Source organism: Acidovorax sp. Root219, from assembly GCF_001428665.1.
Taxonomy (GTDB): domain Bacteria; phylum Pseudomonadota; class Gammaproteobacteria; order Burkholderiales; family Burkholderiaceae_C; genus Acidovorax.
Genome location: NZ_LMIJ01000015.1, coordinates 40162 through 54917, shown reverse-complemented (window position 1 = coordinate 54917; position 14756 = coordinate 40162). Strand labels below are relative to the sequence as shown.

Sequence of the window (14756 nt, the reverse complement as noted above, 5' to 3'; positions counted from 1 at the left end):
CTGGCGAGCCGAGCGCAGCGAAGGACCACAGGCCGAGCGAAGCAATGGCCCGTGTGGAGCCCGATCCCACCCCCTTCTGACCGTGCCGAGAAGCGCAGGGCCTGGGATGAGCGCGTGCCGAAGGACACGCGCCTCGTTGTCAAGCTTNNGGAGTTCGAAGAACGCAGCGAGTTCTGCGGCACACCCCAGGACCGAGCATCGCAGGCTGCCCCGCTCGCCGCCAGGCGAGTGGGGACACGGGCAGCGGGGTCGCCTTTCTTTTGGGTACTTTTCTTTGGCGAAGCAAAAAACAAGTACCTCGGCCGCCGGGCCGAGACCCGGCCTCCGCCCTCAACAAAGGCATGGGGACAATAAGAACCTCAGTGCCGCGAACCTGATGCCCGACGGCTGGCCAGCCACGCAATGATCTCCCCCATAATCCCGCGCCGGAACAACAACACACAGATCACGAAGATCAACCCCGTGACCATGGTGACCGACTCACCCAGCGTCTTGAACCATTCCACGCTGGTCAGCGCAGCCAGCAAGTTACCGAACTCGCCAATCTTGTTCTCCAGCATCACCACCACAGCCGACCCGATCAGTGGCCCGGAGAGAGTCCCGAGCCCGCCCACGAGGGTCATCAGAATCACCTGCCCGGACGCGGTCCAATGCACATCGGACAAGGTGGCAAAGCCCAGCACCAGCGTCTTGAGCGAACCCGCCAACCCGGCCAGGGCGGCCGAGAGAACGAAGGCCAGCAGCTTGAAGCGGTGCGTGTCGTAGCCCAGGGAGATGGCGCGCGGCTCGTTCTCCTTGATGCCCTTGAGCACCTGCCCGAACGGCGAGTGGATGGTGCGCACGATGACCAGGAAGGCCAGCGTCACGATGACCAGCGCCACGTAATACATCACCAGGTCGCTCTGCAGGCTGATGACGCCGAACAGCTTGCCGCGCGGCACGCCCTGCAGGCCGTCCTCGCCACCGGTGAACGGGGCCTGCAGGCAGGCGAAGAACAGCATCTGCGCCAGGGCCAGCGTGATCATCGAGAAATAGATGCCCTGGCGGCGGATGGCCAGCCAGCCGAACAGCAGGCCCAGCAGCGCGCCGCCGGCCGTGCCCAGTAGCAGGCCCACTTCGGGCGTCAGGCCCCAGACCTTGATGGCATGGCCGGCCACGTAAGCAGCGCCGCCCAGGAAGGCCGCATGGCCGAAGGACAGCAGGCCGGTGAAGCCGAGCAGCAGGTTGAAGGCCGAAGCGAACAGTGCAAAGCACATGAGCTTCATCACGAAGACGGGGTAGGCCCCCAGGAAGGGCGCGGCGATCAAGGAGAGCAGCAGCAGGCCGTAGCCGATAGGGGCAAGGTTCTTGAGATTCATGCGAGCAGCCCCTGCTTATTTTTCTTTGCCGAACAGGCCGGCGGGGCGGATGAGGAGAACGATGACCATGATGACGAACACCACGGTGGAAGAAGCCTCGGGGTAGAACACCTTGGTGAAGCCTTCGATGACGCCCAGGCCCAGCCCGGTGAGGATGGAGCCCATGATGGAGCCCATGCCGCCGATCACCACCACGGCGAAGACCACGATGATGAGGTTCTGCCCCATCAGCGGAGTGACCTGGTAGACCGGCGCGGCGAGCACGCCGGCGAAGGCGGCGAGCGCCGCGCCGAAGGCATAGGTCAGGGTCACCATCACCGGCACGTTGATGCCGAAGGCCTCCACCAAGCGCGGGTTCTCGGTGCCGGCGCGCAGGTAGGCGCCGAGTTTGGTCTTCTCGATCACATACCAGGTGGCCAGGCACACGACCACCGAGGCCACCACCACCCAGGCCCGGTAGTTGGGCAGGATCATGAAGCCGAGGTTGGTCGCGCCTTCGAGCAGCTCGGGCGTGTCATAGCCCAGGCCCGACACGCCGTAGATGGAGCGGAACACCCCCTCGATCAGCAGCGTGAGGCCCAGCGTGAGCAGCAGCCCGTACAGGTGGTCGAGCTTGTAGATCCAGCGCAGCAGGAGCCGCTCGATCACCACCCCGAACACCCCCACCACCAGCGGCGCCAGCAACAGCATCCACCAGTAGCCGAGGCCCAGGTAGTTCATGGCCATCCAGGTGATCAGTGCTCCGGTCATGAACAGCGCTCCATGCGCAAAGTTGATGACGTTGAGCAGGCCGAAGATCACGGCCAGCCCAAGGCTGAGGATTGCATAAAAGGATCCGTTGACCAGCCCCAGAAGGAGCTGGCTCAACAGGCCTGGCAATGAGACACCAAAGATTTCCATGGGCGAAGGCGGCAGGAGGTGCGAAGTGGATCAGGTCGGTGGGCGGGGGCTTATTTCCAGAGCGGGCACTTGCTCTCGGCCTTGGTGGTGAACACCGTGTCGCCGGGCAGCTTCTTCACGAGCTTGTAGTAGTCCCATGGCTTGGTGGATTCCGAAGGCTTCTTGACTTCCATCAGGTACATGTCGTGCACGTAGCGGCCATCGGCACGCAGCTGGCCCGAACCGAAGAAGTCGTTCATCTTCATGCCGCGCCAGGTGGTCATGACCTTGTCGGCATCGATGCTCTTGGCGGCTTCCACGGCCTTGAGGTAGTTCATCGTGGCCGAGTAGTCGGCGGCCTGGATTTCGGTCGGCATGCGCTTGGTCTTCTCGAAGAAGCGGGCCGAGAACTTGCGCGTCTCGTCGTTCAGGTCCCAGTACCAGCTGGTGGTGAACTGCAGGCCTTCGGTGTTGCGCAGGCCCAGGCTGTGCACGTCGCTGATGAAGATCAGCAGGCCAGCGAGCTTCATGGTCTTGCCGATGCCGAACTCCTTGGCGGCCTTGATGGCGTTGATGGTGTCGCCGCCGGCGTTGGCCAGGCCCAGGATCTGGGCCTTGGAGTTCTGGGCCTGCAGCAGGAAGGAGGAGAAGTCCGACGCATTGAGCGGGTGGCGCACGGCACCCACCACGTTGCCGCCCTTGGCCTTGACCACGGTGGTGGTGTCGGCTTCGAGCGCGTGGCCGAAGGCGTAGTCGGCGGTCAGGAAGTACCAGCTCTTGCCGCCGGTATCGACGATGGCCGATCCCGTGCCCTTGGCCAGCGCCACGGTGTCATAGGCATAGTGCACGGTGTAGGGCGAGCACTGCTCGTTGGTCAGTGCCGAGCTGGCCGCGCCGTTGTTGATGTACACGCGCTTCTTCTCGGACGCCACCTTGGCCGTGGCCAGGGCGGTGCCGGAGTTGGTGCCGCCGAAGATCATCGTCAGGCCCTGGGTGTCGATCCACTCGCGCGCCTTGGAGGCGGCGATGTCGGCCTTGTTCTGGTGGTCGGCACTCATCAGTTCGATGGGCATGCCCAGCACCTTGCCGCCGAAGTCGTCGATGGCCATCTGGATGGCCAGCGCGCCGTTCTTGCCTTCCACGTCCGCGTACAGGCTGGACATGTCGGTGATGAAACCGATCTTGACCTTGTCCTGCGCGTGTGCAGCCGACGTTGCAAGACCTGCTGCGCCGAGCATCAAGGCCAGCACTTTGAGTTGGTTCTTCATGGTTTTTGTCTCCTGTGGGTGGGTGGTGGTGAAGAGGATCGGAGCGGGTGCTGCTGCTGTCGGGTCAGACGCCCAGCAGCTCGGTGAGCACCGGCATCTTGACTTCGAGCTCGGCCGCACCGAATTTCTCGACGATGCGGCCATGCTCCATGACGTAGAAACGGTCGGCCAGCGGCGCGGCAAAGCGGAAGTTCTGCTCCACCATGACCACCGTGTAGCCCTTCTCGCGCAGCATGGTGATCATGCGGGCCAGGGCCTGCACGATCACCGGCGCCAGGCCTTCGGAAATCTCGTCGAGCAGCAGCAGCTTGGCGCCGGTGCGCAGGATGCGGGCCACGGCCAGCATCTGCTGCTCGCCGCCCGACAGGCGCGTGCCCTGGCTGTTCTTGCGTTCGGCCAGGTTGGGGAACATGGCATAGATCTCCTGCACCGACATGCCGGGCGTGCCGGTCTTGAGCTGCGGGGGCAAGAGCAGGTTCTCCTCGCACGAGAGGCTGGAGAAGATGCCTCGCTCTTCGGGGCAGTAGCCCACGCCCAGGTGGGCAATGCGGTGCGTGGCCATGTTCACGGTTTCCACCCCGTGGATCTTGACGGAGCCCTTGCGCGCGCCGGTCAGGCCCATGATGGCCCGCATGGTGGTGGTGCGGCCCGCGCCGTTGCGGCCCAGCAGGGTCACCACTTCGCCGGGCTGCACGACGATGTCCACGCCGTGCAGCACATGCGATTCGCCGTACCAGGCTTCGAGGTTCTTGATTTCGAGTGCGGGGGTGCCGGCCATCAGTGGGCTCCCTGCAGTTGGCCGTCGGTGGTGCCCATGTAGGCCTCCATCACCTGGGGGTTGCTGGAGACTTCGGCGTACGGCCCTTCGGCCAGCACGGCGCCGCGCTGCAGCACCGTGATGCGGTCGGCGATGGTGGAGACGACTTTCATGTTGTGCTCCACCATGAGGATGGTGCGGCCGGCCGAGACCTTTTTGATGAGCTGGGTGACGCGGTCCACGTCTTCGTGGCCCATGCCCTGGGTGGGCTCGTCGAGCAGCATGAGTTCGGGCTCCATGGCCAGGGTGGTGGCGATCTCCAGCGCACGCTTGCGGCCGTAGGGTAGGTTCACGGTGACTTCGTCGGCGATGTCGGCCAGGCCCACTTCGGTCAGCAGTTGCATGGCCCGGTCGTCGAGCTGGTGCAGGCTGCGCTCGCTGCGCCAGAAGTGGAAAGATGTGCCGAGCTTGCGCTGCAGGCCCAGGCGCACGTTCTCCATCAGCGTGAGGTGCGGAAACACGGCCGAGATCTGGAACGAGCGGATGACGCCGCGCCGCGCGATCTGCGCGGGCTGCTCGCGCGTGATGTCATGGCCGTTGAAGCGGATGACGCCCGACGTGGGTTCCAGGAACTTGGTCAGCAGGTTGAAGCACGTGGTCTTGCCTGCGCCATTGGGGCCGATCAGTGCATGGATGGAACCCCGGCGCACGGCCAGGTTCACATCGCTGACTGCGGTGAAGCCCTTGAACTCTTTGGTCAGGCTGGTGGTTTCGAGGATGACGTCGCTCATTGCGCCTTGGCTGCTCCGTTGTGTGCAGGGTGGAAGAGCCTTGCAACAAGGTCTCCATGCATGCTTATTTGTTGCAACGCATCGTATGCGGGTGAGCCCCTGCGCAGATACTGGGACTAATGCCTATGTATAAACGCCTAGGTGACAGTGCGAGGCTGCGCGCGGTGCGCCCAGGGCATGCGCGTATACCCGAATGCCGCCTCTGGAACACGGCCCGGCTGGCCGGTTTCAGCACCTCTGGCTGCCACTGCGGCATGACCGCAGGGGTGCTGACTTTTTACTGACTGCCGGGGTGCCGTGGGCCCGTTGGGACCTGTATCCACCCGTACAGGCTGGCAACGGCCCCATCAGCGCACGCAATCGCCCGGCCCCCTACACTGCGCGCATGGCATCTTCCCCCACATCCCCAGCCCGCGGTGCGCCGCGCTCCCTGAGCGGCCTGCTGCCGTTCCTGCGACCCTACAGCGGGCGCATCGCCCTCTCGGGCGTCTTTCTGGTGCTGGCGGCACTGGCCACGCTGGCGTTTCCCATCGCGCTGCGCACGCTGGTCGATGGCGGCCTGGTCCATGCCGACAAGGGCGAGCAGGCCATGGCGCTGCGCGACCATTTCGAGGCCCTGTTCGCCGTGGCCATCGCGCTCGGTGTCTTCTCGGCCGGGCGCTTCTACATGGTGAGCTGGCTGGGCGAGCGCGTGACGGCCGACCTGCGCAATGCGGTGTACGGGCATGTGCTGCAGCAAAGCCCGCAGTTCTTCGAAACCACGCAGACCGGCGAGGTGCTCTCGCGCCTGACGGCGGACACCACCCTGGTGCAGACGGTGGTGGGCTCGTCCCTGTCCATGGGGCTGCGCAACGCGGTGATGGGCATCGGCGCGCTGGCCATGCTGGTGTGGACCAATCCCTATGTGATGTCGTGGGTGCTGCTGGCCATCGTGCTGGTGGTGGTGCCCACCATGTGGATCGGGCGGCGCGTGCGGCGCCTCTCGCGCGACAGCCAGGACCGCGTGGCCGATTCGAGTGCCATCGCAGCCGAGGTGCTCAACGCCATTCCGGTGGTGCAGAGCTACACGGCCGAGCCGCGCGAGGCGCAGCGCTTCACGCAGGCCAACGAGAACGCCTTCCACGTGGCCGTGCGGCGCACGCTGGCGCGCGCGGTGCTGGTGGCCTTCATCATCATCGCCAACGCCGCCCTGCTGCTGTGGGGCCTGTACCAGGGCACGCAGGCCGTGCTGGCCGGCCAGATGACGGCCGGACACCTGGGGCAGACCGTCGTCTATGTGGTCCTGCTGGCAGGCTCCGTGGCCGTGCTGGGCGAGGTGTATGGCGACCTGCTGCGCGCTGCGGGCGCCACCGAACGGCTGATGGAACTGCTGGGCAGCCGCTCCCCCGTGGCCGAGCCTGCCGCGCCCGTAGCCCTGCCCGGTACCGGCAGGGGCCTGGCCGTGGACTTCGACCAGGTGGACTTCCACTACCCCTCGCGCCCGGACCAGCCGGCCCTGCACGACTTCAACCTGCAGTTGGCTGCGGGCGAGACCGTGGCCCTGGTGGGTGCCAGCGGTGCGGGCAAGACCACGGTGTTCCAGCTACTGCAGCGCTTTTATGACGTGGATGCGGCGGATGGCCGCCAGCCACGGGGCACCATACGGCTGAACGGCACGGACATCCGCTCCATGTCGCTGACCGAGCTGCGATCGCATGTGGGCGTGGTGCCGCAGGATGCGGTGATCTTCTCGTCATCGGCGATGGAGAACATCCGCTACGGGCGCCCAAACGCCACCGACGAGGAAGTAATGGCCGCCGCACGCTCGGCATTCGCCCATGACTTCCTGATGGCATTGCCCGAGGGCTATGGCACCTTCCTGGGCGAGCGCGGCGTGCGCCTCTCAGGCGGGCAACGCCAGCGCATCGCCATCGCCCGCGCCATGCTCAAGAACCCGCCGCTGCTGCTGCTCGACGAGGCCACCAGCGCCCTGGACGCAGAAAGCGAGCGCATGGTGCAGGCTGCCCTGGACACCGCCATGCAGCGCCACACCGGCCAGCGCACCACACTCGTGATCGCCCACCGACTGGCCACCGTGCAGAACGCCGACCGCATCGTGGTGCTGGAGCACGGGCGCATCGTGGAACAGGGTACGCACGCCGGCCTGCTGGCCGTCAATGGCATCTACGCGCGGCTGGCGGCGCTGCAGTTCACGGCCTGAGCAGAGGCCAACGTAGTGCCCCTGCCCTGCCCACGCGCAGATTCAGTGCAGGGTTTCTTTCGCCGCAGCAGGCAAGGGCAGCGGCAGCACGGCAATGCCTTCGTCGAGCAGTTGCGCGGCCTCGTCGGGCGTGGCCTGGCCGCGGATGGCGCGCTCCTCGGTCTCGCCGTGGTGCATGCGGCGGGCCTCGTCGGCGAAGCGGTTGCCCACATCCTCGGTGTTGGCGGCGATCTTGCGCGCCAGCTCCAGCCAGGCGGCCTGCAGCGCCGGGGGCAAGGCCACGGACTCCTGGCCGACAGGGGCTGCCGCCGGCTTGGCGGGTGCCACGGCCGGTGGCTTGGCACCCAGGTTCAGGCGCGGCGCGCTCAGGCGCTTGGAAATGCTCGAATCACCGCACCAGGGGCATTGCACGAGGCCGCGCTGGTTCTGGCTCTGGAAATCGTCCTCCGAGGCAAACCAGCCTTCGAAGACATGGCCCTCGTGGCAGTGCAGGTCGAGCACTTTCATGGGATGGTCAGCAGAGGAAAAAGGACGCCGAAGCTGTTTAGCCGTGGCGGCGCAGCAGGTAGCGGTAGACGAAGCCGGGGAAGGCCAGCGTGAGGAACATGGTGCCGGTGATGGCATAGAACTCCCAGCCCTGGGGCGCGATCTGCCCCGCCCGGCGCTCCAGCAGCAGCGCCAAGCCGCCCACCAGGAAATAGGCCAGCACGAGTTCTGCGATGCGCACGGGCAGGCCCTTCCTGGGCTGCGCCACCGGCCCCACCACCAGCCAGCGCTGGTTGGCAAAGGGCAGGTTCGCAGCGATGAGGGCCGCCACGATCACCAGCCAGACGGAACCGGTCAGGGACACAGGCTCGCTCCGGCCGGTCGATCAGGTGGCCAGGGCACGCACGACGGCTTCGGCGCACAGCGCCATCAGGCCACCGGGCAGCAGGCCGAGCCCCAGCACCAGCGCACCGTTGATGGTGAGCACCACGCGCACATCCAAGGGAGCGGAAACGCTGGTGGCGGTCAGCGGGGCGTCGAAGTACATGACCTTGACGACACGCAGGTAGTAGAAGGCGCCGATCAGCGACATCACGACCGCGAACACTGCCATGGCGATGTAGGCAGCCTGGCCCGAAGCCACCAGGGCCTGCAGCACCGACAGCTTGGCGTAGAAGCCGACCATGGGCGGGATACCGGCCATGGAGAACAGGCACACGGCCATCACGGCGGCGTACAAGGGGCTGCGCTGGTTCAGGCCGGCGAAGTCGGCGATCTCTTCGCTCTCAAAGCCTTCGCGGGCCAGCAGCAAGATGACGCCGAAGGCGGCCAGCGTGGTCAGCACGTAGCTCACCACGTAGAACATGGAGGCGCTGTAGGCGTTCTCGACGGCGGCTGCTTCCACGTTGCCGTTGACCACGCCCGACATCAGGCCCAGCAGCACGAAGCCCATCTGCGAGATGGTCGAGTAGGCCAGCATGCGCTTGAGGTTGGTCTGCGCGATGGCCGCGAGGTTGCCCACCAGCAGCGAGCCGATGGCCAGCACCGCGAGCATCTGCTGCCAGTCGATGGCCAGCGGCAGCAGCCCGTCCACCAGCAGGCGGATGGTGATGGCAAAGGCGGCCAGCTTGGGCGCCCCGCCAATCATCAGCGTGACGGCCGTGGGAGCGCCCTGGTACACGTCGGGGATCCACATGTGAAAAGGCACCACACCGAGCTTGAAGGCCAGGCCGGCCACCACGAACACCAGGCCGAACACCAGCACCTGGTGGCGGATCTGGCCGGAGTTGACGGCCTTGAACACCTGGCCGATGTCCAGCGAACCCGTGGCGCCGTAGACCATGGACAGGCCGTACAGCAGGAAGCCGCTGGCCATGGCGCCAAGCACGAAGTACTTCATCGCCGCTTCGGTCGCGGTGGCGTTGTCGCGGCGCAGGGCCACCAGGGCGTAGCTCGACAGGGTCAAGAGCTCCAGGCCCAGGTAGATCATCAGGAAGTTGTTGCCCGAGATCATGATGAACATGCCCAGGAGCGCGAACATCGACAGCGTGAACAGCTCGCCGCCGCGCATCATGTCGCGGTCTGCCGCGTATGGGCGGCCATAGACCAGGGTGACCATCACGGCCACGGTGGCGAAGCACTTGAGCCAGTTGCCCATGGAGTCGCTGACCACCATGTTGCCAAAGCCGTAGAAGGTGCTGCCGGTGCTGGCGTACATGGCCTGCAGGCCGGCCACCAGGGCCAGCGTCAGCATGGTCAGTACGTAGGTGGCCGTGCGGCGGGGGCTGTGCACACCCAGGTCGACCAGCGCAATGACGCAGCCCATGACCAGGAGAACAATCTCGGGGTAAATCGCAAGCCAGCTGATGTTGTCAATCATCTCGAATCTCTCAGTTCAGTCTGGTCAGTTCAGCTTCGACAGTGCGACATGCTTGAGCAGTTCCGCGACCGAAGTGTCCATCACGTCCGTGAAGGGACGCGGGTACAGGCCCATGGCCAGCACGGCAATCGCCAGCAGCGCCATCACGAGGAATTCGCGGCTGTTGATGTCGGTGAGTTCCTTGACGTGGTCATTGGCCACCGGGCCCAGGTACACGCGCTTGAACATCCACAGGGTGTAGGCCGCACCGAAGATCAGGGCCGTGGCCGAAGCCAGGCCGATCCAGAAGTTGGCCTTGACCGCACCCAGGATCACCATCCACTCGCCCACGAACCCGGCCGTGCCCGGCAGGCCGCAGTTGGCCATGGCGAACAGCAGCGCGAAGGCCGTGAAGTTGGGCATGGTGTTGACCACGCCGCCGTAGGCCGCGATCTCGCGGGAGTGCACGCGGTCGTACAGCACGCCGATGGACAGGAACATGGCGCCCGAGACGAAGCCGTGGGCAATCATCTGCACCAGGCCACCGGAGACGCCCAGGTCGTTGAAGATGAAGAAGCCCAGGGTCACGAAGCCCATGTGCGCCACGGACGAGTAGGCCACCAGCTTCTTCATGTCCTTCTGGACCATGGCCACCAGGCCGACGTAGATCACGGCGATCAGCGACAGCGTGATCATCAGCCAGGCCCACTCGCGTGCGGCATCGGGCGCGATGGGCATCGAGAAGCGCAGGAAGCCGTAGGCACCGAGTTTGAGCATGATGGCCGCCAGCACGGCAGAGCCGCCGGTAGGCGCTTCCACGTGCACGTCGGGCAGCCAGGTGTGGAACGGGAACATCGGCACCTTCACCGCGAAGGCGGCGAAGAAGGCGAAGAACAGCAGGGTCTGGGCCGTGGAGCTCAGGGGCAGCTGGTGCCAGGTGGCGATGTCGAAGCTGCCGCCGGACTGGTTGTACAGGAAGATCAGCGCGATCAGCATCAACAGCGAGCCGAGCAGCGTGTACAGGAAGAACTTGAACGCCGCGTAGATCTTGTTCGGGCCGCCCCAGATACCAATGATCAGGTACATCGGGATCAGCGTGGCCTCGAAGAACACGTAGAACAGAATGCCGTCGAGCGCGCTGAACACGCCGATCATCAGACCCGACAGGATCAGGAACGCGCCCATGTACTGGTTCACACGCTCGGTGATGGCCTCCCACGAGGCGATCACCACGATCACCGTGATGAAGGCCGTGAGCGGCACGAACCAGAAGGAGATGCCGTCCACGCCCAGGTGGTAGTGCACGTTGAAGCGCTCGATCCACTCGGCTTTTTCGACGAACTGCATGGCCGCCGTACCGAGCTTGAAGCCCTGGTACAGAGGAATGGTGACCAGGAAACCGATCACCGACCCGAGCAGGGCCAACCAGCGCACGGCGGGGGCATGCTCATCGCGGCCAACCGCGAGCAGCAGCGCGCCGAAGGCAATCGGCACCCAGATTGCAAGACTCAACAGACCCATTTTGTTCTTTTCCTTATTTCTTGATGAGCTGCATGAAGAAATCGCCCCAGACGAACCACGTCATCAGGGCAAACACGCCCAGGATCATCACCAGGGCATAGTGGAAGATGAAGCCCGTCTGCACCCAGCGCACCATGCCGGAGACGCCGCGCACCAGCTTCCACGAGCCATTGACCAGCGCACCGTCGATGATGGCCTGGTCGCCGCCCTTCCACAGGCCGGTACCCAGGGCACGCGCACCGCGCGCCAGGACGTTCTCGTTGAACCAGTCGAGGTAGTACTTGTTCTCGAACAGCGTATAGATCGGCATGCACATGCGCTTGATGGCTGCCGGCAGCGCCGGGTTCACCATGTACATGTAATACGACAGGGCCACACCGGCAACGGCCAGCCAGAACGGCGCCGTCTGCAGGCCGTGCAGGGCCATGGCCACGGGGCCGTGGAAGATCTCGGCCAGCTCCGCCATGGCGGGGTGCTTGGCCGCATCGACAAAGATCACATCCTTGAAGAAGTCGCCGAACAGCATGGGCTGGATGAACAGGAAGCCCACCACCACCGAGGGAATTGCCAGCAGCACCAACGGCACCGTCACCACCCAGGGGGACTCGTGCGGATCGTGGTGCTCGCCATGGCCGTGGCCATGGTCGTCGTGGTGCGCATCGTGGTGTGCGTCGGGGTTCTGATCGAAACGCTCCTTGCCATGGAAGACCAGGAAGTACATGCGGAACGAATAGAACGCCGTGACGAACACGCCAGCCAGCACCGCGAAGTGGGCGAAGTGGGCCGCCGGCAGGTGGCTGGCGTGCACGGCTTCGATGATGCTGTCCTTGGAGTAGAAGCCCGAGAACAGGGGCGTACCGATCAGCGCCAACGAACCCAGCAGCGAGGTGATCCAGGTGATGGGCATGTACTTGCGCACGCCGCCCATCCAGCGGATGTCCTGGTTGTGGTGCATGCCCATGATGACCGAACCGGCACCGAGGAACAGCAGCGCCTTGAAGAAGGCGTGCGTCATCAGGTGGAACACGGCGACCGAGTAGGCCGATGCGCCCAGGGCCACGGTCATATAACCGAGCTGCGACAGCGTGGAGTAGGCCACCACGCGCTTGATGTCGTTCTGGATGATGCCCAGGAAACCCATGAACAGCGCCGTGATGGAGCCGATGACCAGGATGAAGTTGAGTGCGGTGTCCGACAGCTCGAACAGCGGCGACATGCGCGAGACCATGAAGATGCCGGCGGTCACCATGGTGGCCGCGTGGATCAGTGCCGAGATGGGCGTCGGGCCTTCCATCGAGTCGGGCAGCCAGACGTGCAGCGGGAACTGGGCCGACTTGCCCATGGCGCCGATGAACAGGCAGATGCAGATCACGGTGATCAGCAGCCAGTCGGTGCCGGGGAAGGCCAGGCCGCCGAGCTCACCCGACTTGGCGAAGATCTCGCTGTAGTTGAGCGTGCCGGTGTAGGCGGCGATCAGGCCGATGCCCAGGATGAAGCCGAAGTCGCCCACGCGGTTGACCAGGAAGGCCTTCATGTTGGCGAAGATGGCCGTGGGCTTGTTGAACCAGAAGCCGATCAGCAGGTAGGACACCAGGCCCACCGCTTCCCAGCCGAAGAACAGCTGCAGCAGGTTGTTGCTCATGACCAGCATGAGCATGGAGAACGTGAACAGCGAGATGTACGAGAAGAAGCGGTTGTAGCCCTCGTCCTCTTCCATGTAGCCGATGGTGTAGATGTGCACCATCAGCGACACGAAGGTCACCACCACCATCATCATGGCCGTGAGGCTGTCGATCAGGAAGCCCACTTCCATCTTCAGGCCGCCCACCACCATCCAGGTGTAGAGCGTCTCGTTGAAGCGCGCGCCATCGACCGCCACGCTCTTGAGCGTCATGGCCGACAGCACGAAGGCCACGAGCACGCCCAGGATGGTCAGGGTGTGGCTCAGCCGGCGGCCGATCCAGTTGCCGCCAAAGGTCGTGCCGAAGATGCCGGCCAGCAGTGCGCCCGCCAGCGGTGCCAGGGGCACGGCCAGGAGCGTCGAAGCAGAGAGGGTTTGACTCATTCTTGAGAACCTTGGGAATACGGGTGGCTCATCAGCCCTTGAGGGTGTTGAGGTCTTCCGCGTTGATGCTGGACTTGTTGCGGAACAGCAGCACCAGAATGGCCAGGCCGATGGCCGACTCGGCCGCGGCCACCGTCAGGATGAAGAACACGAACACCTGTCCGTGCATGTCACCCAGGTAGTGCGAGAACGCCACGAAGTTCATGTTGACCGCCAGCAGCATCAGCTCGATGGCCATCAGCAGCACGATCAGGTTCTTGCGGTTCAGGAAGATGCCGATCACCGCCAGGGCGAACAGCATGGCGCCCAGCGAAAGAAAATGTCCCAGCGTCAATGTCATGGCTTCTTCTCCTCGGCGGCGGGCTCGGCCGGCACTTCGGGTGCGGGTTTTTGCGTGGCGGTGACCTTCACCACTTCCAGGCGGTCCTTGGCGCGCACGCGGATCTGCTGGGACGGGTTGATGGCCTTGCTGTCCTTGCGCTGGCGCAGGGTCAGGGCGATGGCGGCAATCATGGCCACCAACAGGATCACGGCCGCAATTTCCACGGGGTACAGGTACTGGGTGTACAGCAGCTTGCCCAGTTCCTTGGTGTTGGAGTACTGCACCACCTTGCCGGCGGCATCGAGCACCACCGCAGCGGCCTTGGGTTCTTCCATGCCGCGGAAGCCCCCCATCAGCACAGCGGCCATTTCCAGCGCGATCAGGGCGCCCACAAAGGCAGCGAGCGGGAAATGCTTCCAGAAGCCCTTGCGCACGGTGTCGATGTGGATGTCCAGCATCATCACCACGAACAGGAACAGCACCATCACCGCGCCCAGGTACACCAGCACCAGGGCGATGGCCAGGAACTCGGCCTTGAGCAGCAGCCACACGGCCGCCGCCTGCGAGAAAGCCAGGATGAGGTACAGCACCGCGTGCACGGGGTTGCGCGCGGTGATCACCCGGAAGGCTGCAAACAGCAGCACGACCGAGAAAAGGTAGAAGAAACCAGTCTTGGCGTCCATGAATCAGGTCTTTATAGAAAGTCTGGCGACGGGATGGATGGGATCGCGACCGCTCAGCGGTACTTGGCGTCCGCAGCCTTGGCTGCAGCAATCTCACCCTCGTACCGGTCACCAACGGCCAGGAGCATGTCCTTGGTGAAGTACAGGTCGCCACGCTTTTCGCCGTGGTATTCGAAGATGTGCGTCTCGACGATCGAGTCCACCGGGCAGCTTTCTTCGCAGAAGCCGCAGAAGATGCACTTGGTCAGGTCGATGTCGTAGCGCGTGGTGCGGCGCGAACCGTCATCCCGCACTTCGGACTCGATGGTGATGGCCATGGCGGGGCACACGGCCTCGCACAGCTTGCAGGCGATGCAGCGCTCTTCGCCGTTGTCGTAACGGCGCAGGGCATGCAGGCCGCGAAAGCGCGGCGACAAGGGTGTCTTCTCTTCGGGGAACTGCACGGTCACCTTGCGGCGAAACGCATAGCGGCCCGTCAGGGCCATGCCCTTGAGCAGCTCCACGAGCATGAAGCTCTTGAAGAAATCCTTGAACGAGAAAGGTGCAGCAGCAGCAACAGCAGTCATGT

At 64.6% G+C, this 14756-nt stretch carries 14 protein-coding genes; 1 reads left to right on the top strand and 13 read right to left on the bottom strand.

Features of this window, described 5'->3' with window-relative positions; translation table 11 throughout:
* Positions 1-359 precede the first annotated feature (359 nt).
* The 5 genes from ASE28_RS18210 to ASE28_RS18190 all read right to left on the bottom strand — a co-directional run bounded on the left by ASE28_RS18210 (position 360) and on the right by ASE28_RS18190 (position 5053).
* A complete protein-coding gene (locus ASE28_RS18210) occupies positions 360-1358 on the bottom strand; it encodes a branched-chain amino acid ABC transporter permease (protein WP_057267905.1) in 999 nt (332 codons plus the stop codon).
* A gap of 15 nt (positions 1359-1373) precedes the next feature.
* Positions 1374-2258, bottom strand: a complete 885-nt coding sequence (locus ASE28_RS18205; RefSeq protein ID WP_057202195.1) for a branched-chain amino acid ABC transporter permease — start codon at positions 2256-2258, stop codon at positions 1374-1376.
* A gap of 50 nt (positions 2259-2308) precedes the next feature.
* Entirely contained in the window at positions 2309-3505 is a 1197-nt protein-coding gene (locus tag ASE28_RS18200) for an ABC transporter substrate-binding protein (RefSeq protein ID WP_057202194.1), read from the bottom strand.
* A gap of 64 nt (positions 3506-3569) precedes the next feature.
* Positions 3570-4283: an ABC transporter ATP-binding protein gene (locus tag ASE28_RS18195; protein WP_057267904.1), complete on the bottom strand. Its 714-nt coding sequence runs from the start codon at positions 4281-4283 to the stop codon at positions 3570-3572.
* Complete coding sequence (locus ASE28_RS18190; RefSeq protein ID WP_057202192.1) at positions 4283-5053, bottom strand: ABC transporter ATP-binding protein; 771 nt, start codon at positions 5051-5053, stop codon at positions 4283-4285. The genes ASE28_RS18195 and ASE28_RS18190 overlap by 1 nt, the downstream gene beginning before the upstream one ends.
* Before the next feature lie 385 nt (positions 5054-5438).
* Between ASE28_RS18190 and ASE28_RS18185 the strand changes: the two genes are divergently transcribed.
* Positions 5439-7253, top strand: coding sequence for an ABC transporter transmembrane domain-containing protein (locus ASE28_RS18185; protein WP_057202191.1), 1815 nt, complete (start codon positions 5439-5441; stop codon positions 7251-7253).
* Positions 7254-7295: 42 nt separating this feature from the next.
* Here ASE28_RS18185 and ASE28_RS18180 read toward each other — a convergent pair whose 3' ends face one another.
* The 8 genes from ASE28_RS18180 to nuoI are packed head-to-tail and all read right to left on the bottom strand — an operon-like array spanning position 7296 to position 14754.
* Positions 7296-7760 (bottom strand): DUF1178 family protein, encoded by a 465-nt coding sequence (locus ASE28_RS18180; protein ID WP_057267903.1) that lies wholly within the window; start codon positions 7758-7760, stop codon positions 7296-7298.
* Between the two features lie 37 nt (positions 7761-7797).
* Positions 7798-8103, bottom strand: coding sequence for a DUF2818 family protein (locus ASE28_RS18175; RefSeq protein WP_057267902.1), 306 nt, complete (start codon positions 8101-8103; stop codon positions 7798-7800).
* 21 nt (positions 8104-8124) lie between these two features.
* Positions 8125-9618, bottom strand: a complete 1494-nt coding sequence (gene nuoN / locus ASE28_RS18170) for an NADH-quinone oxidoreductase subunit NuoN (protein WP_057202188.1) — start codon at positions 9616-9618, stop codon at positions 8125-8127.
* A 24-nt stretch (positions 9619-9642) separates the two neighbouring features.
* Positions 9643-11118: an NADH-quinone oxidoreductase subunit M gene (locus ASE28_RS18165; protein ID WP_057202187.1), complete on the bottom strand. Its 1476-nt coding sequence runs from the start codon at positions 11116-11118 to the stop codon at positions 9643-9645.
* A 13-nt stretch (positions 11119-11131) separates the two neighbouring features.
* Positions 11132-13183 (bottom strand): NADH-quinone oxidoreductase subunit L, encoded by a 2052-nt coding sequence (nuoL, locus tag ASE28_RS18160; RefSeq protein ID WP_157422026.1) that lies wholly within the window; start codon positions 13181-13183, stop codon positions 11132-11134.
* Between the two features lie 31 nt (positions 13184-13214).
* On the bottom strand, positions 13215-13523 hold the full coding sequence (nuoK, locus tag ASE28_RS18155) for an NADH-quinone oxidoreductase subunit NuoK (protein ID WP_005793248.1): 309 nt from the start codon (positions 13521-13523) through the stop codon (positions 13215-13217).
* Entirely contained in the window at positions 13520-14188 is a 669-nt protein-coding gene (locus tag ASE28_RS18150) for an NADH-quinone oxidoreductase subunit J (protein ID WP_057267900.1), read from the bottom strand. Before ASE28_RS18150 ends, nuoK begins: the two co-directional genes overlap by 4 nt.
* 53 nt (positions 14189-14241) lie before the next feature.
* Positions 14242-14754, bottom strand: a complete 513-nt coding sequence (gene nuoI / locus ASE28_RS18145) for an NADH-quinone oxidoreductase subunit NuoI (RefSeq protein ID WP_057202184.1) — start codon at positions 14752-14754, stop codon at positions 14242-14244.
* Positions 14755-14756 lie beyond the last annotated feature (2 nt).

Excerpts from the sequence above, each read along its gene's own strand:
- ASE28_RS18205 (WP_057202195.1), bottom strand. The coding sequence starts at position 2,258 with ATGGAAATCTTTGGTGTCTCATTGCCAGGCCTGTTGAGCCAGCTCCTT.
- ASE28_RS18185 (WP_057202191.1), top strand. The coding sequence starts at position 5,439 with ATGGCATCTTCCCCCACATCCCCAGCCCGCGGTGCGCCGCGCTCCCTG.
- ASE28_RS18150 (WP_057267900.1), bottom strand. The coding sequence starts at position 14,188 with ATGGACGCCAAGACTGGTTTCTTCTACCTTTTCTCGGTCGTGCTGCTG.
- nuoI (WP_057202184.1), bottom strand. The coding sequence starts at position 14,754 with ATGACTGCTGTTGCTGCTGCTGCACCTTTCTCGTTCAAGGATTTCTTC.
- ASE28_RS18190 (WP_057202192.1), bottom strand. The coding sequence starts at position 5,053 with ATGAGCGACGTCATCCTCGAAACCACCAGCCTGACCAAAGAGTTCAAG.
- nuoK (WP_005793248.1), bottom strand. The coding sequence starts at position 13,523 with ATGACATTGACGCTGGGACATTTTCTTTCGCTGGGCGCCATGCTGTTC.
- ASE28_RS18210 (WP_057267905.1), bottom strand. The coding sequence starts at position 1,358 with ATGAATCTCAAGAACCTTGCCCCTATCGGCTACGGCCTGCTGCTGCTC.
- ASE28_RS18165 (WP_057202187.1), bottom strand. The coding sequence starts at position 11,118 with ATGGGTCTGTTGAGTCTTGCAATCTGGGTGCCGATTGCCTTCGGCGCG.
- ASE28_RS18200 (WP_057202194.1), bottom strand. The coding sequence starts at position 3,505 with ATGAAGAACCAACTCAAAGTGCTGGCCTTGATGCTCGGCGCAGCAGGT.
- nuoL (WP_157422026.1), bottom strand. The coding sequence starts at position 13,183 with ATGAGTCAAACCCTCTCTGCTTCGACGCTCCTGGCCGTGCCCCTGGCA.
- nuoN (WP_057202188.1), bottom strand. The coding sequence starts at position 9,618 with ATGATTGACAACATCAGCTGGCTTGCGATTTACCCCGAGATTGTTCTC.
- ASE28_RS18195 (WP_057267904.1), bottom strand. The coding sequence starts at position 4,283 with ATGGCCGGCACCCCCGCACTCGAAATCAAGAACCTCGAAGCCTGGTAC.
- ASE28_RS18180 (WP_057267903.1), bottom strand. The coding sequence starts at position 7,760 with ATGAAAGTGCTCGACCTGCACTGCCACGAGGGCCATGTCTTCGAAGGC.